The organism is Aggregatibacter kilianii (assembly GCF_003129965.1).
GTDB lineage: Bacteria > Pseudomonadota > Gammaproteobacteria > Enterobacterales > Pasteurellaceae > Aggregatibacter > Aggregatibacter kilianii_A.
In genome coordinates, this window is the sequence record NZ_NRCJ01000003.1 from 170,329 (window position 1) to 188,337 (window position 18,009).

The 18,009-nt window shown below is 45.3% G+C and carries 18 protein-coding genes and 1 riboswitch; of the genes, 10 read left to right on the forward strand and 8 right to left on the reverse strand.

Annotation, left to right across the window (positions count from 1 at the left end; all coding sequences use genetic code 11):
* The first annotated feature begins 57 nt into the window (after nt 1-57).
* Nucleotides 58-1,410 (forward strand): hypothetical protein, encoded by a 1,353-nt coding sequence (locus DK430_RS13255; protein ID WP_204352505.1) that lies wholly within the window; start codon nt 58-60, stop codon nt 1,408-1,410.
* A gap of 73 nt (nt 1,411-1,483) precedes the next feature.
* On the opposite strand, the gene DK430_RS03330 is transcribed toward DK430_RS13255, so the two are convergent.
* Nucleotides 1,484-1,747 carry a GrxA family glutaredoxin gene (locus DK430_RS03330; RefSeq protein WP_109077697.1) on the reverse strand — a complete coding sequence of 88 codons (264 nt, stop codon included), beginning with the start codon at nt 1,745-1,747 and terminating at the stop codon, nt 1,484-1,486.
* Nucleotides 1,748-1,879: 132 nt separating this feature from the next.
* Here DK430_RS03330 and nfsA point away from each other — a divergent pair, with 132 nt between their 5' ends.
* Genes nfsA through ycfP form a run of 3 tightly spaced genes read left to right on the forward strand, consistent with a single transcriptional unit; the run spans nt 1,880 to nt 4,074 of the window.
* Nucleotides 1,880-2,614 carry an oxygen-insensitive NADPH nitroreductase gene (gene nfsA, locus DK430_RS03335; protein ID WP_109077698.1) on the forward strand — a complete coding sequence of 245 codons (735 nt, stop codon included), beginning with the start codon at nt 1,880-1,882 and terminating at the stop codon, nt 2,612-2,614.
* Between the two features lie 6 nt (nt 2,615-2,620).
* Entirely contained in the window at nt 2,621-3,538 is a 918-nt protein-coding gene (locus tag DK430_RS03340) for an ATP-grasp domain-containing protein (protein ID WP_109077699.1), read from the forward strand.
* Nucleotides 3,535-4,074, forward strand: a complete 540-nt coding sequence (ycfP, locus tag DK430_RS03345) for an alpha/beta hydrolase YcfP (RefSeq protein ID WP_109077700.1) — start codon at nt 3,535-3,537, stop codon at nt 4,072-4,074. Before DK430_RS03340 ends, ycfP begins: the two co-directional genes overlap by 4 nt.
* Before the next feature lie 48 nt (nt 4,075-4,122).
* Here ycfP and DK430_RS03350 read toward each other — a convergent pair whose 3' ends face one another.
* The gene (locus DK430_RS03350; protein WP_109077701.1) at nt 4,123-4,728 is read right to left on the reverse strand and encodes a hypothetical protein; all 606 of its coding nucleotides are present in this window, start codon (nt 4,726-4,728) and stop codon (nt 4,123-4,125) included.
* A gap of 100 nt (nt 4,729-4,828) precedes the next feature.
* Complete coding sequence (fumC, locus tag DK430_RS03355) at nt 4,829-6,223, reverse strand: class II fumarate hydratase (protein ID WP_109077702.1); 1,395 nt, start codon at nt 6,221-6,223, stop codon at nt 4,829-4,831.
* Nucleotides 6,224-6,435: 212 nt separating this feature from the next.
* Here fumC and DK430_RS03360 point away from each other — a divergent pair, with 212 nt between their 5' ends.
* The 5 genes from DK430_RS03360 (at nt 6,436) to DK430_RS03380 (ending at nt 11,450) form a co-directional block, all read left to right on the forward strand.
* Entirely contained in the window at nt 6,436-6,885 is a 450-nt protein-coding gene (locus DK430_RS03360; protein WP_109077703.1) for a DNA polymerase III subunit chi, read from the forward strand.
* Nucleotides 6,886-6,928: 43 nt separating this feature from the next.
* A complete protein-coding gene (gene yqfB, locus DK430_RS03365; RefSeq protein WP_109077704.1) occupies nt 6,929-7,237 on the forward strand; it encodes a N(4)-acetylcytidine aminohydrolase in 309 nt (102 codons plus the stop codon).
* 1 nt (nt 7,238) lies between these two features.
* Nucleotides 7,239-7,724, forward strand: a complete 486-nt coding sequence (locus DK430_RS03370; RefSeq protein WP_109077705.1) for a hypothetical protein — start codon at nt 7,239-7,241, stop codon at nt 7,722-7,724.
* A 27-nt stretch (nt 7,725-7,751) separates the two neighbouring features.
* Nucleotides 7,752-10,616: a valine--tRNA ligase gene (locus DK430_RS03375; protein ID WP_109077706.1), complete on the forward strand. Its 2,865-nt coding sequence runs from the start codon at nt 7,752-7,754 to the stop codon at nt 10,614-10,616.
* Between the two features lie 66 nt (nt 10,617-10,682).
* The gene (locus DK430_RS03380; RefSeq protein ID WP_109077707.1) at nt 10,683-11,450 is read left to right on the forward strand and encodes an HNH endonuclease; all 768 of its coding nucleotides are present in this window, start codon (nt 10,683-10,685) and stop codon (nt 11,448-11,450) included.
* Between the two features lie 79 nt (nt 11,451-11,529).
* Here the strand turns inward: DK430_RS03380 and DK430_RS03385 are convergent, their stop codons facing one another.
* From DK430_RS03385 to DK430_RS03405, 5 genes are all read right to left on the reverse strand, one after another.
* Nucleotides 11,530-12,810 (reverse strand): type II toxin-antitoxin system HipA family toxin, encoded by a 1,281-nt coding sequence (locus tag DK430_RS03385; protein WP_109077708.1) that lies wholly within the window; start codon nt 12,808-12,810, stop codon nt 11,530-11,532.
* Nucleotides 12,810-13,091 (reverse strand): helix-turn-helix domain-containing protein, encoded by a 282-nt coding sequence (locus DK430_RS03390; protein ID WP_109077709.1) that lies wholly within the window; start codon nt 13,089-13,091, stop codon nt 12,810-12,812. The genes DK430_RS03385 and DK430_RS03390 overlap by 1 nt, the downstream gene beginning before the upstream one ends.
* 152 nt (nt 13,092-13,243) lie before the next feature.
* Complete coding sequence (locus DK430_RS03395; RefSeq protein WP_109077710.1) at nt 13,244-14,302, reverse strand: ABC transporter substrate-binding protein; 1,059 nt, start codon at nt 14,300-14,302, stop codon at nt 13,244-13,246.
* Between the two features lie 87 nt (nt 14,303-14,389).
* Nucleotides 14,390-14,491, reverse strand: a riboswitch (TPP riboswitch).
* Nucleotides 14,492-14,560: 69 nt separating this feature from the next.
* On the reverse strand, nt 14,561-16,078 hold the full coding sequence (locus DK430_RS03400) for a DHA2 family efflux MFS transporter permease subunit (protein ID WP_109077734.1): 1,518 nt from the start codon (nt 16,076-16,078) through the stop codon (nt 14,561-14,563).
* 9 nt (nt 16,079-16,087) lie between these two features.
* Nucleotides 16,088-17,248 (reverse strand): EmrA/EmrK family multidrug efflux transporter periplasmic adaptor subunit, encoded by a 1,161-nt coding sequence (locus DK430_RS03405; protein ID WP_109077711.1) that lies wholly within the window; start codon nt 17,246-17,248, stop codon nt 16,088-16,090.
* A 197-nt stretch (nt 17,249-17,445) separates the two neighbouring features.
* Here DK430_RS03405 and DK430_RS03410 point away from each other — a divergent pair, with 197 nt between their 5' ends.
* On the forward strand, nt 17,446-17,928 hold the full coding sequence (locus tag DK430_RS03410) for a Dps family protein (RefSeq protein ID WP_109077712.1): 483 nt from the start codon (nt 17,446-17,448) through the stop codon (nt 17,926-17,928).
* Nucleotides 17,929-18,009: the final 81 nt, after the last annotated feature.

Consider the following 18,009-nt stretch of genomic DNA (forward strand, 5'->3'; position numbering starts at 1 on the left):
GCACGTTACGAAACAAAAAAGTGCGGTCGAAATTTAAAACGTTTTTTAGGAGTCATTATGCAGCGTTTGGCGCGGGTCACATTAGATCAACAAAATACACAAGCTGTTGAACTGTTCGGGCATTATGATGAAATTGTCGGTCTTTTAAATCGTCATTTGCCGCCGAGCACGGCGACTATGTTGGCGCGTCCGGAAGTAAACGGCGATGTGGTGGAATGGTATTCCGATTTACAGGGACAACCTTACTTATTGGGTAATTCCGAAGCTGATCAACAAACCCGTAAACAGGCGGAAGCACTAATTGTTCAGCGTTTGGAATCCATTGATAAATTACGTCAGGAACTGACGCAAAAAGGCGCGATTTCCACCGAGCAAGCCGCTTTGTTAGAGAAACTGGTTGACGCGGCACAACATGACACGATCCAGATTTATGTGGTGAACAAACAGCCTGTGATCACAGGGTGGGGCTTAGGGAAGAAACCGGTTCCTGTGCCGCCACCTGTTCCGGTTGCGCCAAAAGCCCGTTGGTGGCTTTGGTTGTTGCCGTTATTGTTGTTATTGTTAGGTGGATTGGCGTGGTGGCTATTCTTCCGTACGGAACCTGTTAAACCTGAACCGACGGAACTGGTGAAAATTGAAATTGCCAAACCGGAACCGAAGCCTGAACCACCGAAAGAGGCGTCGAAACCGGAACCTGTTAAGGAAGAGCCTAAACCTGAACCGGAGCCGGTGAAAGAGGAACCAAAACCGGAACCTCCAAAAGAAGAGCCAAAACCTGAACCAAAAAAGGAAGAGCCGAAGCCGGTGAAAGAAAAAGCTAAGCCGAAAAAGGAGGTGAAGCCGGAAAAACCGAAAGAAGAGAAGAAAGTCGTTCAACAGCCAAAGAAAATCGACAACAGCATTGCCGAGAAAGTGAAGGCGTCGGGCGGCAATCCGAATGGCGATTTCCGCGCATCTTTAGCGTGGCATAACGGTGAGGACTTGGATTTGCAACTCAACACCTTAAACGCCCATGCCAACAAGTGTTCCAATGGGTATGCGGTGCTGGATGTGGACATGAACGGCGTGGGCTGCGGCAGTAAAAAACGAAACTTCACGTCCCCGGTGGAAAACATCGTGGCGGTGAATCGCAATAAAATGCCGAACGGCAGATACGTTTTCACTGTGGAACAATTCGGCGCGCATCAAGTGCCGGGCGGTTATATGTGTAAATTATTGGATAGCGGGCATGGCTTCGAGCTGCAAATTAAGCTCAACGACAGAATGCGCACCTATGCTTATCGCAAGCCGGTTCGGGAATGCCAACGCAAGCTTAAGATGATTGAAGTGGTGAAACAGGGCGATGATTTTCGCGTGGTTTATGTGAACCCGGATTTACGTCTGATTTCTGATGTGACAGTGCCGAATTAACGACTTGATGAAAATAAAAGTGCGGTTAAAAATTTAAGTGTTTTTTTAACCGCACTTTTTTCTATCAGAAGAATTAATCAATATCGCCGAACTGATCGCGCATGAGGGCTTCAAAATCGGTGCAACCGCCGATAGGTTTATCATCAATCAACACCTGCGGCACGGTTTGCACGGGCTTGCCGATAATTTTCGCAATGTCTTCTTTGCTCATGCCTTGCTCGATAATATCGATGTAACGATAATCAAAATTTTCTACGGTATTTTTCAGTTTTTCCGCCAAAGTTTTGGCGCGCACGCAATAAGGGCAGCTTAGACGACCATAAATTGTTACGAACATAATATTTCCTTTTTTTGAGTGAAGTCGTGCTGATTTTAAGGATTCGCGAAAAAAGAATAAAGTGTTTTTCGGCGTTGTTGTAATTGGTGTAAGATAGCAACAAATTTGATGTTTGTTATACAAGGAATTTTTATGTCTGAGAAAAAACGCACTTCTGAAACCTTAGATTGCATTTTATCCCACCGTTCCATTCGCCGTTTTACTCATGAGCCGGTGTCCGACCAAGTGATCAAACAGCTTGTGAATGCGGCGCGCTTTGCTTCTACGTCCAATCATTTGCAATGCGTTTCCATCGTGCGTATTACCGATCCGGCAATTCGCGAACAAATGATGGTGTATAGCTCCAATCAGGAATATGTGAAATCCGCGCCGGAATTTTGGGTGTTCTGCGTGGATTTTCATAAGCACAAACAAATTTGCCCGACGGCGCAGTTGGATTATGCGGAAGTGCTGTTAATCGGCGCGGTGGATACCGGCATTATGGCGCAAAACGTATTGTTAGCGGCGGAAAGTTTGGGGCTGGGCGGCGTGTATATCGGTTCCTTGCGTAATGAAATGGAAGCCGTAGGTAAGTTGTTAAATCTGCCGGAACATTGCCTGCCTATTGTGGGCATGTGTTTGGGTTATCCGGATCAAGATCCGCCGACCAAACCGCGTTTGCCGAAAGAAACCCTGTTCTTTGAAAACGCCTATCAGCCGTTGGATACCGGCAAACTTGACGAATATAACGCCACCGTCGCGGAATATTATCGCCAACGCAGCAACATTGACATGGATTGGTCGCGCAATGTGATCAAGAGTTTGGATAAACCGATTCGCCCGAAAGTGCTGGCGTATTTGCAGCAACAGGGCTTCATTAAAAAATAACCTTGTATGAAATTTCTCATGTTGTGTCGCGAGCCGCGTTTGTATAGCTGTCAACGGCTCAAACAGGCGGCGGAAGAAAACGGGCATCAAATGGCTATTTTGGATCCTAATCGTTGCCTGATAAAACTCCAAAAAAATCCACCGCACTTTGTTCTGTATTATCAGGCAGATGAAGAAAGCGAAGCGCAATTGTTGCCCGATTACGACGCGGTTTTGCCCCGTTTCGGCACCGCCAGCACGCCGATGGGTTGTCGCGTGTTGCATTATTTCCAAGCGCAGGGCGTGCCTTGTTTAAATAGCGCCGAGGCGTTTCGCACGGCGCGGGACAAATGGCTTAGTTTGCAATTGTTATTAGAACATGGCATTGCCGTGCCGGATTCGTTGTTTGCCGGGATTGAAGTGAACGCCAATCATGCGGTGCAACACATAGGCGCGCCTTCCATTCTGAAAACCCTGAGCGGGTCGCAAGGCATTGGCGTGATCTTGGCGGAACGGACGCAAAGTGCGGTCAGTATTTTGGAAACATTAAAGCAGGCGGATGTGCCGGTGCTGTTGCAGGAATTTGTCACTGAGGCCGACGGCACGGATTTACGCTGTTTTGTCATTGGTGGACGCGTGGTTGCGGCTATGCAGCGCACTGGGCAGAACGGCGAATTTCGTGCTAATTGCCATCGTGGCGCAACGGCAGAGAAAGTGGTGTTAAGCGAACAGGAAAAACAAATTGCCGTGAACGCCACCAACGCCTTGGGGCTGGATGTTGCAGGCGTGGATTTAATCCGTTCGGCACAAGGACCGCTGGTGCTGGAAGTGAACGCCAGCCCGGGGCTTGAAATGATTGAGAAAACCAGCGGTATTAATATCGCGTTACAAATGATTTTATATTTAGAGCAGAAAATCCGTCATCAAGTTGGAGTAATAAAATGATTATTTATTTACACGGTTTTGATTCCAGTAGTCCGGGCAATCATGAAAAAGTCATGCAGTTAAAATTTATTGACGACGATGTGCGTTTTGTCAATTACAGCACTTTACACCCGCGCCATGATATGACGTTTTTGCTCAATGAAGTGCACAAATTGGTGTCCGAATCGAAAGATGAAAAACCACTGATTTGCGGTGTCGGTTTAGGCGGTTATTGGGCGGAGCGCGTCGGCTTTTTGTGCGGCATTAAACAGGCGATTTTTAATCCGAATTTATTCCCGCAGGAAAATATGACGGGCAAAATCGATCGCCCGGAAGAATATGAAGACATCGCCACCAAGTGTGTGGAAAATTTCCGTATGAAAAATAAAGATCGTTGCTTGGTGTTTTTGTCCGTTGAGGACGGTGTGTTAGATTCACAGCGCAGTGCAGACTTTCTGTCGCCTTATTACGACATCATGTGGGATGAAAACGAAAGCCATAAATTCAAGCAAATCTCCCAGCATTTGCAACAAATCAAAGCCTTTAAAGAGCGATAAAAAAAAGGGTAGCCGAAAAAAAGCTACCCTTAGTTTTTGACGGATGATTTAGCCTAATTCCGGATTTTGATCACTAAACTGATAATTCGGCGGCAATTGTGGGCTGGCGTCGTCTTCACCCAGCGTATCCACTTCCGGTGTACGCTTAAATTTTTCCGGCGAGTCGGAATTCTTTTCTTTGCCCAATAATTGCGGTTGTAACTGAATAAAATTGCTGTTCGGCGACAACCAAATGCCAATTAGTGCCTGCGCAAACTGCGGTTCAAATTCATGATCCAAAATGGTGTCGTTTAAAATGAAGTAACTTTTTTCCGGCAACGCGACAAAACGCAAAATGTCGTTCGGGGAGAAATCGGGGAAAATCTGCTGCATTTGTTTCAGCCACAAATCGCTTTGCGCTTTATCAACGTTGATATGCTCCATTTCTTTCGCCAGGCTGATGGCAAAATTTTTGCCTTCGATGGGCTTTTCGTATTTAAAAGAAAGCATGAACGGCAACTGATTCGCTTCATAAGCGCCGTTTTCCGTTTCCAAATCAATGGTATAAACCAGGAACGGACCCCAGTTATAATCGGCGTTTCCCACATTGAGCCAATGCGCGGAAAGTGCGGTTGGAAATAAAGTTAAAATAAATAACAGCGATTTTAATTTCATAAACAGTCCGTCATAAAAATTTATGTGGGCGATTATAGCAAAAAAGACGGGAAATTGATCCCGTCTTTCTGTATTAATGGCTTAATTCAAGGCTTAAGCCTTATTTTAAGCTGCCCACCATATCTTCCGGGCGTACCCATTTGTCGAAATCTTCGGCGGAAACCAAGCCGAGATTAATGGCTTCTTCACGCAAGGTTGTACCGTTTTTATGGGCGGTTTTCGCAATTTTCGCCGCATTTTCGTAACCGATATGGGTATTCAGCGCAGTCACCAACATCAATGAATTTTCAAGTTGTTGTTTAATGCGTGGATAGTTCGGTTCAATGCCGGTTGCGCAGTGTTCGTCAAAGGAAACACAGGCGTCCGCCAACAATTGTGCGGATTGCAGGAAGTTGGCAATCATCACCGGGTTGAACACGTTCAATTGGAAGTGACCTTGTGAGCCTACAAAGGCGATGGTGGTGTCGTTACCGAACACTTGCGCGCACACCATGGTCATGGCTTCGCATTGGGTAGGGTTCACTTTGCCCGGCATGATGGAAGAGCCCGGTTCGTTTTCCGGAATTAAGATTTCACCGATACCGGAACGCGGGCCGGACGCCAATAAACGAATGTCGTTGGCGATTTTGAACAGGCTCATGGCTAATTGACGTAACGCGCCGTGGGTTTCCACGATAGCATCGTGTGCCGCCAAAGCTTCAAATTTGTTTTCGGCGGTGATGAACGGCAAACCGGTGAATTTGGCGATATATTCCGCCACTTTCACATCATAACCTTTCGGTGTGTTCAAACCGGTGCCCACAGCCGTACCGCCAAGGGCTAATTGGCGCAAATGCAGTAGGGTGTTTTTCAACGCCAGTAAACCGAAGTGTAATTGCGCCGCATAAGCGGAGAATTCCTGCCCCAATGTGAGCGGCGTGGCGTCCATTAAGTGCGTACGACCGATTTTCACCACATCTTTGAACGCGTCGGATTTTGCCGCAAAGGTTTTTTGCAAACGTTCTACCGCAGGAATAGTGGTTTCCACCACTTTTTTGTATGCCGCAATGTGCATTGCCGTCGGGAAGGTGTCGTTGGAAGATTGGGATTTGTTTACGTCATCGTTCGGGTGAATGATGGATTTTTCGCCCAATTTACCGCCGTGTAACACGTGCGCGCGGTTTGCCACCACTTCGTTCACGTTCATGTTGGATTGTGTACCGGAACCGGTTTGCCAAATTACCAACGGGAATTGATCGTCTAATTTATTGGCTAAGATTTCATCGCAGGCTTGTGCGATTAAATCCCGTTTTTCCGCAGGCAACACGCCAAGATCCGCATTAGCAAACGCCGCCGCTTTTTTCAAATAACCAAAGGCTTCGATCACTTCATGTGGCATAGAAGCCGCAGGACCGATTTTAAAATTATTGCGGGAACGTTCCGTTTGCGCCGCCCAGTATTTCTCTGCCGGAACCTGAACTTCACCCATAGTGTCTTTTTCAATGCGAAATGCCATTGTGATTACCTCTTAATGATTATTAACAAAATTGCCTGAATTCTAGCATTGGCAACGCGATCTATGAACTGAAATTACAAACAGAAAAACGGTTTTGTGACCTAGATCATAAAGTGCGGTCGGTTTGCAAAACGTTTCGGAAATTAACATTTTCTATTTAGGCTGATTTCCGCTAAAATCTAGCGATTCATTTTTCCTATTTGGACCGTTTTATGCCAAAAACCGCGCAATTTTACCTGCTTTCCGACGCCTCGCCCGCACAACCGAATTTGTCTGCGACGGAATGCCTTGCCTGCGATTTGGCGGCGTCCGCCTGGCGTTTGGGAAAGCGGGTTCTGTTGGCGTGTGAAACCGAAGCGCAGGCGCTCAATATTGATGAAGCCCTTTGGCAGCGCGAGCCGGACGAATTCGTCCCGCACAATCTTTCCGGCGAAGCCACTACTTACGCCACGCCCATTGAAATCAGCTGGACGGGCAAACGCAACGCACAAAGCCGCGATTTACTGATTAACCTGCAACCGCAATTACCGGAATTCATCAACAGCTTTAATCAGATTATCGATTTCGTCCCCGCTGAAGAAGCGCAAAAAGCCTCGGCGCGGGAGCGTTATAAACAGTTGAGACAATTGGGCTGGGCGTTGAGTACGGAACAAGCCGGATAGGCAATATCGTTGCAAAAACACTTAAAAAAATGACCGCACTTTTATGAACGACATCACTTTCTATCAGCGTTTTGAAGCCGATATTCTCGCCGGGCGTAAAACCATCACCATTCGGGATAAATCCGAAAGCTATTTTAAAGCGGGTGATATTTTGCGGGTGGGGCGGTTTGAAGATAATCAATATTTCTGCACCATTGAAGTGTTAAGTGTCTCGCCGATTACCCTTGAGGAACTGACGGAACAGCATGCAAAGCAGGAAAATATGGGGTTGGAGGAGTTGAAAGAGGTGATTCGGGGGATTTATCCGGGTGAAAATGAATTTGTACTGATTAAATTTAAATTGAGGGAATAAAATGAGTATTAATGTTACAGACTGGATAACATCTATAAGTACATTTGTTATTGCTATATTTACTATTAAATTAGCCTGTATTGCAAAGGATACTGCAGATTCTTGGAAAGAACAAAAAGAACCTGAAGCAATAAGAGAAGTAATAAGATATTTTCTAGAATTCAGTCAATATGCATTTAGGATAAAAAGAAGCAGCTTTATAACCGTAGATGATTTCATAAAATTGCGTACTATATTTGAGAATATTGAACCTGCGATAATTTATTTATTTTATTTCACAGAAGAAAATAGAAAAGAGATTGAAGGCGAATATAGAAAATTATGGATTAGACTAGAAAATATACAAGAAGATGATTTAAGAAATAATCCAAAAAGTGAAGAAGTTATAGAAGTTATAAGAGAAATAGCAATTCTATCATTAGAGGGTAGTGAAAAATTAATTAAGCTAATTGCAAAAGATAAAACATTAGAAAATTCAGATATGTAAGTTATAACTTTACAAAAGAGAGCAACAATGACACAAAAATTCGAAATGGCAGACCGATTCAACCCGTCTGCAGTAGAACAAGCCCTTTATCAACATTGGGAAGAGAGCGGTTATTTTAAACCCTCCGAAAATGAGAATGTGCCGAGTTATTCCATCGCCATTCCGCCACCGAACATAACCGGTAGCCTGCACATGGGGCATGCGTTCCAGCAAACCTTGATGGATACCTTAATCCGTTTTAACCGCATGGAAGGGCATAACACCTTATGGCAAGCGGGAACAGACCACGCGGGTATCGCGACCCAAATGGTAGTGGAGCGCAAAATTGCGGCGGAAGAAAATAAAACCCGTCATGATTATGGTCGTGACGCCTTTATCGACAAAATTTGGGAATGGAAAGCGCAATCCGGCGGCACCATTAGCCAGCAAATTCGCCGTTTGGGTAATTCTGTGGATTGGACGCGCGAGCGTTTCACCATGGACGACGGGCTTTCCGACGCGGTGAAAGAAGTGTTCGTGCGTTTGCATGACGAAGGTTTGATTTATCGCGGTAAACGTTTAGTGAACTGGGATCCTAAATTGCACACCGCTATTTCCGATCTGGAAGTGGAAAATAAAGAATCCAAAGGCAGTCTGTGGCATTTCCGCTATCCGCTCGCCAATGGCGCGAAAACCGCCGACGGAAAGGATTATTTGGTAGTGGCGACCACCCGTCCGGAAACTATGTTGGGTGATACCGCCGTTGCCGTTCATCCGGAAGATGAGCGTTATCAATCTCTTATCGGCAAAACCGTGGTTCTGCCGCTTGCCAATCGTGAAATTCCGATCATTGCCGATGAGTATGTGGATCGTGAGTTCGGGACGGGCGTGGTGAAAATTACCCCGGCGCACGACTTCAATGACTACGAAGTGGGAAAACGCCATAATTTACCGATGGTGAACGTGTTTACACTGAACGCAGATATTCGCGATGAAGCGGAAATTATCGGCACCGACGGCAAACCGATGACGGGCTATGAAGCGATTATTCCTGAAGATTATCGCGGTTTAGAGCGTTTCGCGGCGCGTAAGAAAATCGTGGCGGATTTTGAAGCGTTAGGTCTGTTAGATGAAATCAAACCGCACGATTTGAAAGTGCCTTATGGCGACCGTGGCGGCGTGCCAATCGAGCCGATGTTGACCGACCAATGGTATGTGAGCGTGAAACCGCTGGCAGACGTGGCGATTAAAGCGGTGGAAGACGGCGAAATTCAATTTGTGCCGAAACAATACGAAAACCTGTATTTCTCTTGGATGCGTGACATTCAGGATTGGTGTATTTCCCGTCAGCTTTGGTGGGGACACCGCATTCCGGCGTGGTATGACGCGGAAGGCAACGTTTATGTGGCGCGTGATGAAGCGGAAGTGCGGTCAAAATATCAGTTAAATTCTGATGTGGTGCTCAAACAAGATGAAGACGTGCTGGATACGTGGTTCTCCTCCGGCTTGTGGACGTTCTCCACCCTCGGCTGGCCGCAACAAACCAAAGAACTGAAAATGTTCCACTCAACAGACGTGCTGATCACCGGTTTCGACATCATTTTCTTCTGGGTGGCGCGCATGATCATGTTCACCATGCACTTCATCAAAGATGAAAATGGCAAGCCGCAAGTGCCGTTCAAAACTGTGTATGTAACGGGCTTGATCCGTGATGAAAACGGACAAAAAATGTCGAAATCCAAAGGCAACGTTATCGATCCGTTAGACATGATCGACGGCATCAGCCTAGAAGATTTAGTGGCAAAACGCACCGGCAACATGATGCAACCGCAATTAGCGGAAAAAATTGCCAAATCTACCCGCAAAGAATTCCCGGAAGGCATTGTGGCGCACGGCACCGACGCCTTGCGTTTCACCCTTGCCGCACTTGCCACAAACGGCCGCGATATCAACTGGGACATGAAACGCTTGGAAGGCTACCGCAATTTCTGTAACAAATTATGGAACGCCAGCCGTTTCGTGCTCACCAATGAAAAATTGGATTTAAGCGAAGGCGAAATTGAATTTTCCGTCGCCGACCGTTGGATTCAATCGGAATTCAACCGCACCGTGGAAACCTTCCGCACCGCGTTAAGCCAATTCCGTTTCGATTTGTGCGCGAACACCATCTATGAATTCACTTGGAACCAATTCTGCGACTGGTATTTGGAACTCACCAAACCGGTGTTCGCCAACGGCAGCCAAGCGCAAATCCGCGCGGCAAGCCAAACCTTGGTGCGCGTGTTGGAAAAATTATTACGTCTGGCGCATCCGGTGATTCCGTTCATTACGGAAGAAATCTGGCAAAAAGTGAAAGGCTTCGTGGGTATCGATGCCGACAGCATTATGTTGCAACCGTTCCCGCAAGCGGAAGAGCACGCCTTTGATGCGGATGCAGAAGCCGAAATCAACTGGCTGAAAGACGTGATTATTGCCGTGCGTAACATTCGCGCCGAATGCAATATCGCACCGAGCAAAGGCTTGGATTTGTTATTCCGCAACCTTCCTGCGAACGAACAAAAAATACTGGAAAAACAGACCGCACTTTTAAAAGCCATGGCGAAGCTCGACAACGTCAGTGTGCTGAAAGAAGGTGAGGCCGCCCCGTTAGCCGTGGCGAAATTGGTCGGCAACACCGAAATCCTCGTACCGATGGCAGGCTTTATCAACAAAGAAGCCGAGCTTGCGCGTTTAACCAAAGAGATTGAAAAATATCAAAATGAAGTGAAACGCATCGAAGGCAAACTTGGCAACGAGTCCTTCGTCGCCAAAGCCCCGGAAGCCGTCATCGCCAAAGAACGCGAAAAAATGGCCGAATACCAATCAGGGTTAGATAAAATCCGCGAGCAGTATAGGGCGATTGAGGCGTTGTAGTTTTTAACTGTAAAACAGCTAATTTATGAAAATAGGTTAGCTGTTTTTTTATACTTGGAGAACCGCATGAGCGACAAGCGTAGAAATTGGACGAGGGATGAGGTCATTATTGCGCTTTATCTCTATTTCACGATTCCTTTTAATAAGGTTAATAAATTTCATCCTTTGATTAGAGAATATGCCGCCTTGATAGGGCGAACGCCATCAGCATTAACAATGAAGATTGGCAATTTAGGCAGTTTTGATAAAACGTTGCGTGAAAAAAATATTGGTGGTTTACCTAATGCCAGCCAACTAGATGAAAATGTATGGAATGAATTTGAAGGAAAATGGAGTCTGCTTAATGAGATATATCAGAAAGTCGTCGATCAGTTTTTAAAACAATCGCAGAAAGTACCCGATGCTTCATTTGTACCGGGATATAATGCTTTCCATGGAAAGGAAGAAAAAAGAGAAGTAAATGTGCGCGTGAACCAATCTTTTTTCAGAGATAGCGTTTTAGCGGCTTACAATTATCGTTGTTGTATCACAGGAATTGATATTCCTGAACTATTAATTGCGAGTCATATTAAACCTTGGAAAGATGATGTGGAAAATCGTTTAAATCCACAAAATGGATTGTGTCTTAACGCCCTTCATGACAAAGCCTTTGATAGAGGATTATTCACGTTAGATGAAAATTTTAGAGTTATCTTATCTCATCAGTTGTGTTCTTCAGAAAATGCCATGCAGTGGTTTAAACCTTATGAAAATAAAGAAATTATTTTGCCAGAACGGCTTACACCAAGTTTAGATTTTTTAAGATTTCACAGAGAAAATATTTTTAGAGGGTAGGATATGCTCAGGTGTGTAGCACTGTTCAAGCGGTATTCATATACAAATTAGATTTTTATAGTAAAAGTGCGGTGAAAATTCACCGCACTTTTTTCATCTGCTTTTCCAATCCCACAAAAACCGGTTCGACAATTTCATCAGGCAATCCGTTTATATTGATTTCTCCAATTCTTGGATATAACACGTTAATTTCATGCAAAATGTCTTCTACGGTTTCTTTTGCCAAGCCTGCGAGCTTAGCCGTGTTGAAAATATGACGAAGTTGGATTTTATCCCATAGATAATGTTTATTTTCACCGTGCCACGCCATTGCCATTTTGACTTTCTGCTTTTGTAGTCCGTTGCGTTTAATAAGCGGGTAGGCGGACATGACGTCGTAAAAAGGCGTTAGACGATAGCGATTTCCTTGCTCTAAAAATAAACTGAAATTTTTTCCGTGACCATCAATAGCACAGAGTAGCCAGAACATAATTTGAGCTTTAAAAAATTGTTTGCGATCTGCTTGTGCATAGGACGAACCGTTAAGTAGCGACATTACTTGAAGAATGCCCGGTCCACCGTCGTTTTCATACTTTCGCGCAGGCGCAATGTTGAGGGCTTGACACATATCTTCCTGTGGCAAGCGGATTAACCAGTTTCTGTTTTCAGACCAACGACGATCAAAACGTTCAACAATTAATACTTTAATTTCTCCGAAATAATGGATTTCGCTTCTAGGAACGGACAAGCCGAACGCTTTCATGATATTTAAGCAAAGCCATTCATTTTCACAGCTGCCGGAAAGGTCAAGTTGTCCTTGTGCCACCATGCCAATAGGAAGTTTGAAAATATGACTGGTTGCGGTGGAATGTAGAGGGCGTTGCCATTGATTTTGATAATAAAGTAGAGCCGTTTTTTCCTGTGCGCCGGCTAAAGAAATGCGGAAATCCTCGCTTTCCTCCATGCCAAGGGGAAAAGTGCGGTAGTTTTTTAGCACGTTTTCCACTTCATTATCATTTAACGGCTCCGCATAGATTTGCCGTACAGAATGACTTTTTCCCTGATAAAGCTGAATCGCACCGATGCAATCTTGCCCAATTGCCGAAAGCAAATCAAACGGTGATTTGGTCGAGGTCTGAAAACGTTGCTGAATGCGCGAGCGGATCTGTTCATTGTCAGGCAAGAGATTATCGAAAAAATTATAAACCGAATCGCCTCGGTAAACTTTCTGCGATAAGGGAAGCGACAAGGAAATCGGGCGGGAGCGCGCAGATTCAAGCCATTTCTCTGCATATTGAAATTCTGTTGCACCGTTTGTGCGTTTACGCCATTCGCCGACCAACAAACCATTCATGGCAACGTTTAAGATAGCATTGCTCATTACCACGCCTCATCGTCATCGTAGGTTGCTGTTGGTTCTTGGATTAAATGGGCAGCCGTATCCGATGATTTTTTACGAGGTTGAACAGTCAGTTCTAACTCTAATCCTGCCAGAATTTTAAATAGCGTTTCTAACTTTGTGCGCTCAGGCTCATTCTCAAAAGCTGAAATTCTGGCTTGTGTGGTGCCGGCGAGTTTGGCGACATCGGTTTGTGATAGATCGCTTTGATAGCGGAACTCCCTAATCACATGTGAAAGCATTTTTGCGGTGGTAATAACCATTTCTACTCCTTATACTCTGTAGCGTATAGAATTTGTTTTATACGCCATGGAGTATAAAGTTGATTTTATATCCTGTAAAGTATAATTTATGTTTTATACCTTATGAGATATAAAAATACAAAATGATTAAAATACCCACCGCACTTGTATTTTTAGTTATTTTCGCCTTTTACTACCTCAACCCAACGTTCGATTAGGCGCTTGCTTTCTGCGTCGGCGCCGAAGCGGATGAAGTCAATATCCAATAAATTAAGTTTGGTCGGATCGCTGGCTTTGGGTGAGGCTTTGGCGCGGATATTGGTTGGAATTTGGTAAGAGTCGGATTCGCGCCATGGGATTTCTTGGGCTTCGGTGTCGAGCACGAAGTCAATGAAATGCTTGGCGTTTTCAAGGTTGCGGGCGCCTTTGATAATGCTTGCCGCACCTAATGTATAACCAATGCCTTCGCATGGCAAAATGCCTTTGACCGGTGCGCCTTTGTCTTTTTCCCGCACATAGCCGTGCATGAAGGCGATATCGACACCCACTTCGCCGGTGGCTAAGTTGCCGGTCGCCAAGCCGCTTTTAGAATATTGCGCCACGTTCGCGTTGAGTTTTTTCAAATAATCGAAGGCTTTTTCCTCGCCCCAAAGTTGTACTAATGTGGTGAGCAAGGAATACCCCGTGCCGGAAACCCGAGGATCGGCGTATTGAATTTGATTTTTAAATTCCGGCTTGAGCAGATCCGCAAAACATTTCGGTTCAGGGATGTTGAGCTGTTTTAATTTTTCCGTATTCACGCCAATGGCGACTTCCATTAAATAGATAATCGAGGTGTAATCGCCCCGTTCGTCCATCAACTTTTTGAATTGCGGCATGATGTCTTTTTGTAATGGGGAGCGATAAACCGCCAGCAAGCCTTGATCGGCAGCTTGCAAGTGTGGCTCAAACGTGCCGCCGAACCAGACGTCCGCTTGCGGGTTATCTTTTTCTGCTTTGATTTTGCCAAGTACGGTGCCTGTGCTATTGCGGACAAATTTCGTTTCGACCTTATATTTTTCCGCAAAACGTTGGGTGACTTTTTCACAGGTGACATTTTGCACGCTGCAATAAACGGTCAGTTTGCCCTCCGCGTGGGCGTTGTGCATATAAAAAAGCATTGGGAGCAGGCAAAGTGCGGTTGTTTTTAACGATGTTTTTAATGGTGAGCTATTTTTAGAAAGCATGGTCATTGATTTAATCCTCGGTGAAATAAGATTGAAAAACAATACCGGCTAACAGCTAAACGGGGAAATCGGCGGAAGGCGCCATGAAAAGCAGAGTGAAGTGCATTAGTTTCCTACGTCAGTGCTAACTGTATCAGGTTCACGGGTATTTCTCAGCTTCGTTATTTAAACAACGGAGCACCCCGACTAACGCGCATTACTATAAGAGCTTGTTATTGGTTTGTAAATGTATGAGGGAAAATATTTTATTTTTTGACCGCACTTTTAATGGCGGCTACCAAAGGGCGGTTTGGCAAACCAGACCAAAATAAATAGCACCATAAATAGAATCGCGGACAGCCAGAAAATTTCATTGGCGCCGATGATGAAACCTTGCGAGGTGATATTGCGGGCAAGCAGGGAGGACGTGGACACCTCATTCATGCCAAAACGCTCCATCATGTGATAATACTGCTGGGCGATAGGATTGTAAGGCGTAATCGCCTCAGTGAGTTGTGTGTGATGGACGGCTTCGCGGTTATACCATAAAAACGTGGTGAGCGAGGTGCCGATAGAACCGGCGAGGGTACGCAAAAAGTTAAATAGGCTGGCGGCGGAAGCCATTCTGTGCGCAGGCAAATTGGATAAGGTGATGGTGGTCAACGGCATAAAGAAACAGGCTACCGCTAAGCCTTGCACCAATTGCGGGAGAACAACATCAATGAACGCCATATTGGGCTCAAACGTGACGGCACGCCAATAAAAGGTGATGGCATACACCACGAAGCTGATGGTGACCAAAATGCGCATATCGATTTTGTAACCGAATTTGCCGATGAGCGGCGATAACAAAATCGGGAATAGCCCCACGGGTGCCGATGCCAAGCCTGCCCACGTGGCGGTATAGCCGAACACTTGTTGGAGCAATAACGGAATTAAGACCACTGAGCCGAGATAAATTAAAAACGCCAAGCTGGAGGATAAGCAGCCTACGCTAAAATTGCGTAGCTTGAACAAGGAGATATCCACAACGGGATTGTCGTCAGTGAGCTCCCAAATCACTAATGCGGTTAGCGTGACGGCAGAAATAACGGCGAGAACGACAATTTCTGTGGAGTTGAACCAATCCTGCTCACGCCCTTGATCCAGCATTAATTGCAAGCAACCTACGCCCAGTACCAACAAGACTAAACCGACAGTATCAATGGGTTGATGTTGGATTTCGCTTTCCCGCGGCATTAAAATTTTCCAGCTAAAGCCGATAATAATGAGACCAACGGGCACATTAATAAAGAATATCCAGCCCCAGTGCAGATTATCGCTAATCCAGCCCCCAAGAATCGGGCCGAAAATCGGCGCCACAACCACGGTCATCGCCCAAAATGCCAATGCCATACCGCGCTTTTCCGGCGGGTAGTTATTGAGGAGTAAACTTTGTGATAACGGAATGATCGGACCTGCCGCCAAGCCTTGGAAAATACGGCATAAAATCAGCATTTCCAAGCTGTGGGAAATGCCGCATAGCCAAGAGGCAAAAACAAAAAGTGCGGTGGCAATCAGGAATAATTTTACTTCGCCGAAACGTTTGGCAAGCCAGCCGGTGATCGGGATGGAAATGGCGTTGGCGACGCCGAAAGAGGTGATAACCCAAGTGCCTTGGCTGAATGACGCACCCAGATCGCCTGAAATGGTCGGAATTGCCACGTTCGCGATGGTGGAGTCCAACACTTGCATGAATGTGGCAAGGGAAAGCGCTAACGTAATGATGCCAAGGGCGATACCTTCAAGCGGTTTTTGCATGATTGCCAAGCCTTAGTTTGTGTTGTCGCGAATAATATTTTCGATCAAATTTTCCACCGCACTTTGATCGTAATTCAAGGTGTTGGTGGAATAGAGCGGCGCGGTACGTTTTTGTTGCGACAGCATTTCGCCGCTTGTGTCGGAAATATTCACTTCAACTAAGGTCGATAAGCCGATGCGCAACGGATAACGGGCAATTTGTTGCGGATCCAGGCTGATACGCACAGGCACCCGTTGCACCACTTTGATCCAGTTGCCGGTGGCATTTTGCGCAGGCAATAAAGAAAATGCGCTGCCGGTGCCCATTTCAATACCTTCCACTTTGCCGTCAAATTTCACATCGTGACCGTATAAATCAAACGACAGTTTCACCGGTTGTCCGATTTGCATGTCTCTCAATTGGGTTTCTTTAAAATTGGCGTCAACCCACATTTGGTCGGTCGCAATCACTGCCATGAGTGCGCTACCGACGGCGACTTTTTGTCCCACTTGCGTGCTTCTACGCGCCACATAGCCATCTACCGGGCTGACAATTTTAGTACGTTGTAAATTCAACCACGCTTGTTTCAGCGAGCTGACGGCTTTTTGAATTTCCGGCTGTTCTTTGAGCGGCACATTCAATAATAAGGATTTATTGGCGGCGAGCTGATTTTTGACGGCTTTCAAGTTAGCTTCTGCCGTGACAACCGCTTCTCTGGCGTGTTGAAGGGATTCTTTATCAATGGCGCCGCTTTTACCTAACATCTCACGACGCGCCAAATCGCCTTGCGCTTTATTCAATGCGATTTGATTGGCTTGTACGGTGGCTTCCAGTTGTTTCACGGTATAACCGAGTTGTGAAATTTGACGCACGGCGCTTGCCAGCGTATTTTGCGCCTGACTGAAACTCAGTTGATAATCCGCATCATCCAGTTCTAACAGCACATCGCCTGCGTGCACAAAATCCATATTTTCTGCGTTAATTTGTCGTACATTGCCTGCGATCTGTGAGGAAATCATCACTTGATTGCCGCTCACATAAGCGTCTTCCGTCGTTTGGTAATTTTTAACGAAAAAGAACCAGTATAACCCGGTGAGAACGCTGATAAGGATGAGGAGAAAGAAGAAAATACCTAAGGCTTTTTTGCGCATATTTTTTTGTGCGGAAATGGTCGGTTCGCTTACTTCAGTCATGTGGAATCCTTTTTATTTTTAATAGATTTTGAGAATTGTTTTTAGTTATTTGATTTCTATAATCTATCAATTCTATTCAATGTAACAATTTGTTCTATTATGTGCTTTTTTCTATACTTACGCCAACAAAAACGAGCGGTCTTGGGGTTGAGATCGTTCATCTTTTTATTAAATAGATAAAGTATAGGAGAAACATTATGTCAAAAACAGTCATTGGTTTAGATACTGCCAAATCTGAAGTTTTAGCTGCAAAATTAAATGAATTATTAGCTACTTACCAAGTATTTTATACCAACGTGCGTGGTTATCACTGGAACATCAAAGATGTGAATTTCTTTGAATTACACGCCAAATTTGAAGAAATTTATACGAATCTTGTGGAAAAAGTGGATGAAGTGGCAGAACGTATTCTCACTTTGGGTTACACGCCGAATAATGCGTTCAGTCAATATTTGACCAATTCACGCATTAAAGAAGACATTGCCGTGAGCTCTGCCGCCGCTTGTTTAAGAGGTACGTTAGAAGGCTTTAAAGTGTTGTTGAGTCAACAACGTGAAATTTTAGCCCTTGCCGGTGAAGCCGATGACGAAGGCACCGTTTCACAAATGAGTGATTACATTAAAGAACAAGAAAAACTGGTTTGGATGTTCCAAGCCGCTTGCCAAACTTGTGCAAACTAGTTGGTTAGTGAAATAAAAAATCCTGCTTGAACGGGTGTTTAAGCAGGATTTTTTGATGAAAAGTGCGGTGGTTTTTTCGGG

What these genes read in the sequence shown, in the direction of transcription:
- DK430_RS03405 (WP_109077711.1), bottom strand. Translation starts at nt 17,248, where the DNA reads ATGACTGAAGTAAGCGAACCGACCATTTCCGCACAAAAAAATATGCGC.
- DK430_RS03330 (WP_109077697.1), bottom strand. Translation starts at nt 1,747, where the DNA reads ATGTTCGTAACAATTTATGGTCGTCTAAGCTGCCCTTATTGCGTGCGC.
- DK430_RS03370 (WP_109077705.1), top strand. Translation starts at nt 7,239, where the DNA reads ATGAGTATTAATGTTACAGACTGGATAACATCTATAAGTACATTTGTT.
- DK430_RS03390 (WP_109077709.1), bottom strand. Translation starts at nt 13,091, where the DNA reads ATGGTTATTACCACCGCAAAAATGCTTTCACATGTGATTAGGGAGTTC.
- DK430_RS03395 (WP_109077710.1), bottom strand. Translation starts at nt 14,302, where the DNA reads ATGACCATGCTTTCTAAAAATAGCTCACCATTAAAAACATCGTTAAAA.
- DK430_RS03375 (WP_109077706.1), top strand. Translation starts at nt 7,752, where the DNA reads ATGACACAAAAATTCGAAATGGCAGACCGATTCAACCCGTCTGCAGTA.
- yqfB (WP_109077704.1), top strand. Translation starts at nt 6,929, where the DNA reads ATGAACGACATCACTTTCTATCAGCGTTTTGAAGCCGATATTCTCGCC.
- nfsA (WP_109077698.1), top strand. Translation starts at nt 1,880, where the DNA reads ATGTCTGAGAAAAAACGCACTTCTGAAACCTTAGATTGCATTTTATCC.
- DK430_RS13255 (WP_204352505.1), top strand. Translation starts at nt 58, where the DNA reads ATGCAGCGTTTGGCGCGGGTCACATTAGATCAACAAAATACACAAGCT.
- DK430_RS03410 (WP_109077712.1), top strand. Translation starts at nt 17,446, where the DNA reads ATGTCAAAAACAGTCATTGGTTTAGATACTGCCAAATCTGAAGTTTTA.
- DK430_RS03350 (WP_109077701.1), bottom strand. Translation starts at nt 4,728, where the DNA reads ATGAAATTAAAATCGCTGTTATTTATTTTAACTTTATTTCCAACCGCA.
- DK430_RS03340 (WP_109077699.1), top strand. Translation starts at nt 2,621, where the DNA reads ATGAAATTTCTCATGTTGTGTCGCGAGCCGCGTTTGTATAGCTGTCAA.
- DK430_RS03385 (WP_109077708.1), bottom strand. Translation starts at nt 12,810, where the DNA reads ATGAGCAATGCTATCTTAAACGTTGCCATGAATGGTTTGTTGGTCGGC.
- ycfP (WP_109077700.1), top strand. Translation starts at nt 3,535, where the DNA reads ATGATTATTTATTTACACGGTTTTGATTCCAGTAGTCCGGGCAATCAT.
- fumC (WP_109077702.1), bottom strand. Translation starts at nt 6,223, where the DNA reads ATGGCATTTCGCATTGAAAAAGACACTATGGGTGAAGTTCAGGTTCCG.
- DK430_RS03360 (WP_109077703.1), top strand. Translation starts at nt 6,436, where the DNA reads ATGCCAAAAACCGCGCAATTTTACCTGCTTTCCGACGCCTCGCCCGCA.
- DK430_RS03380 (WP_109077707.1), top strand. Translation starts at nt 10,683, where the DNA reads ATGAGCGACAAGCGTAGAAATTGGACGAGGGATGAGGTCATTATTGCG.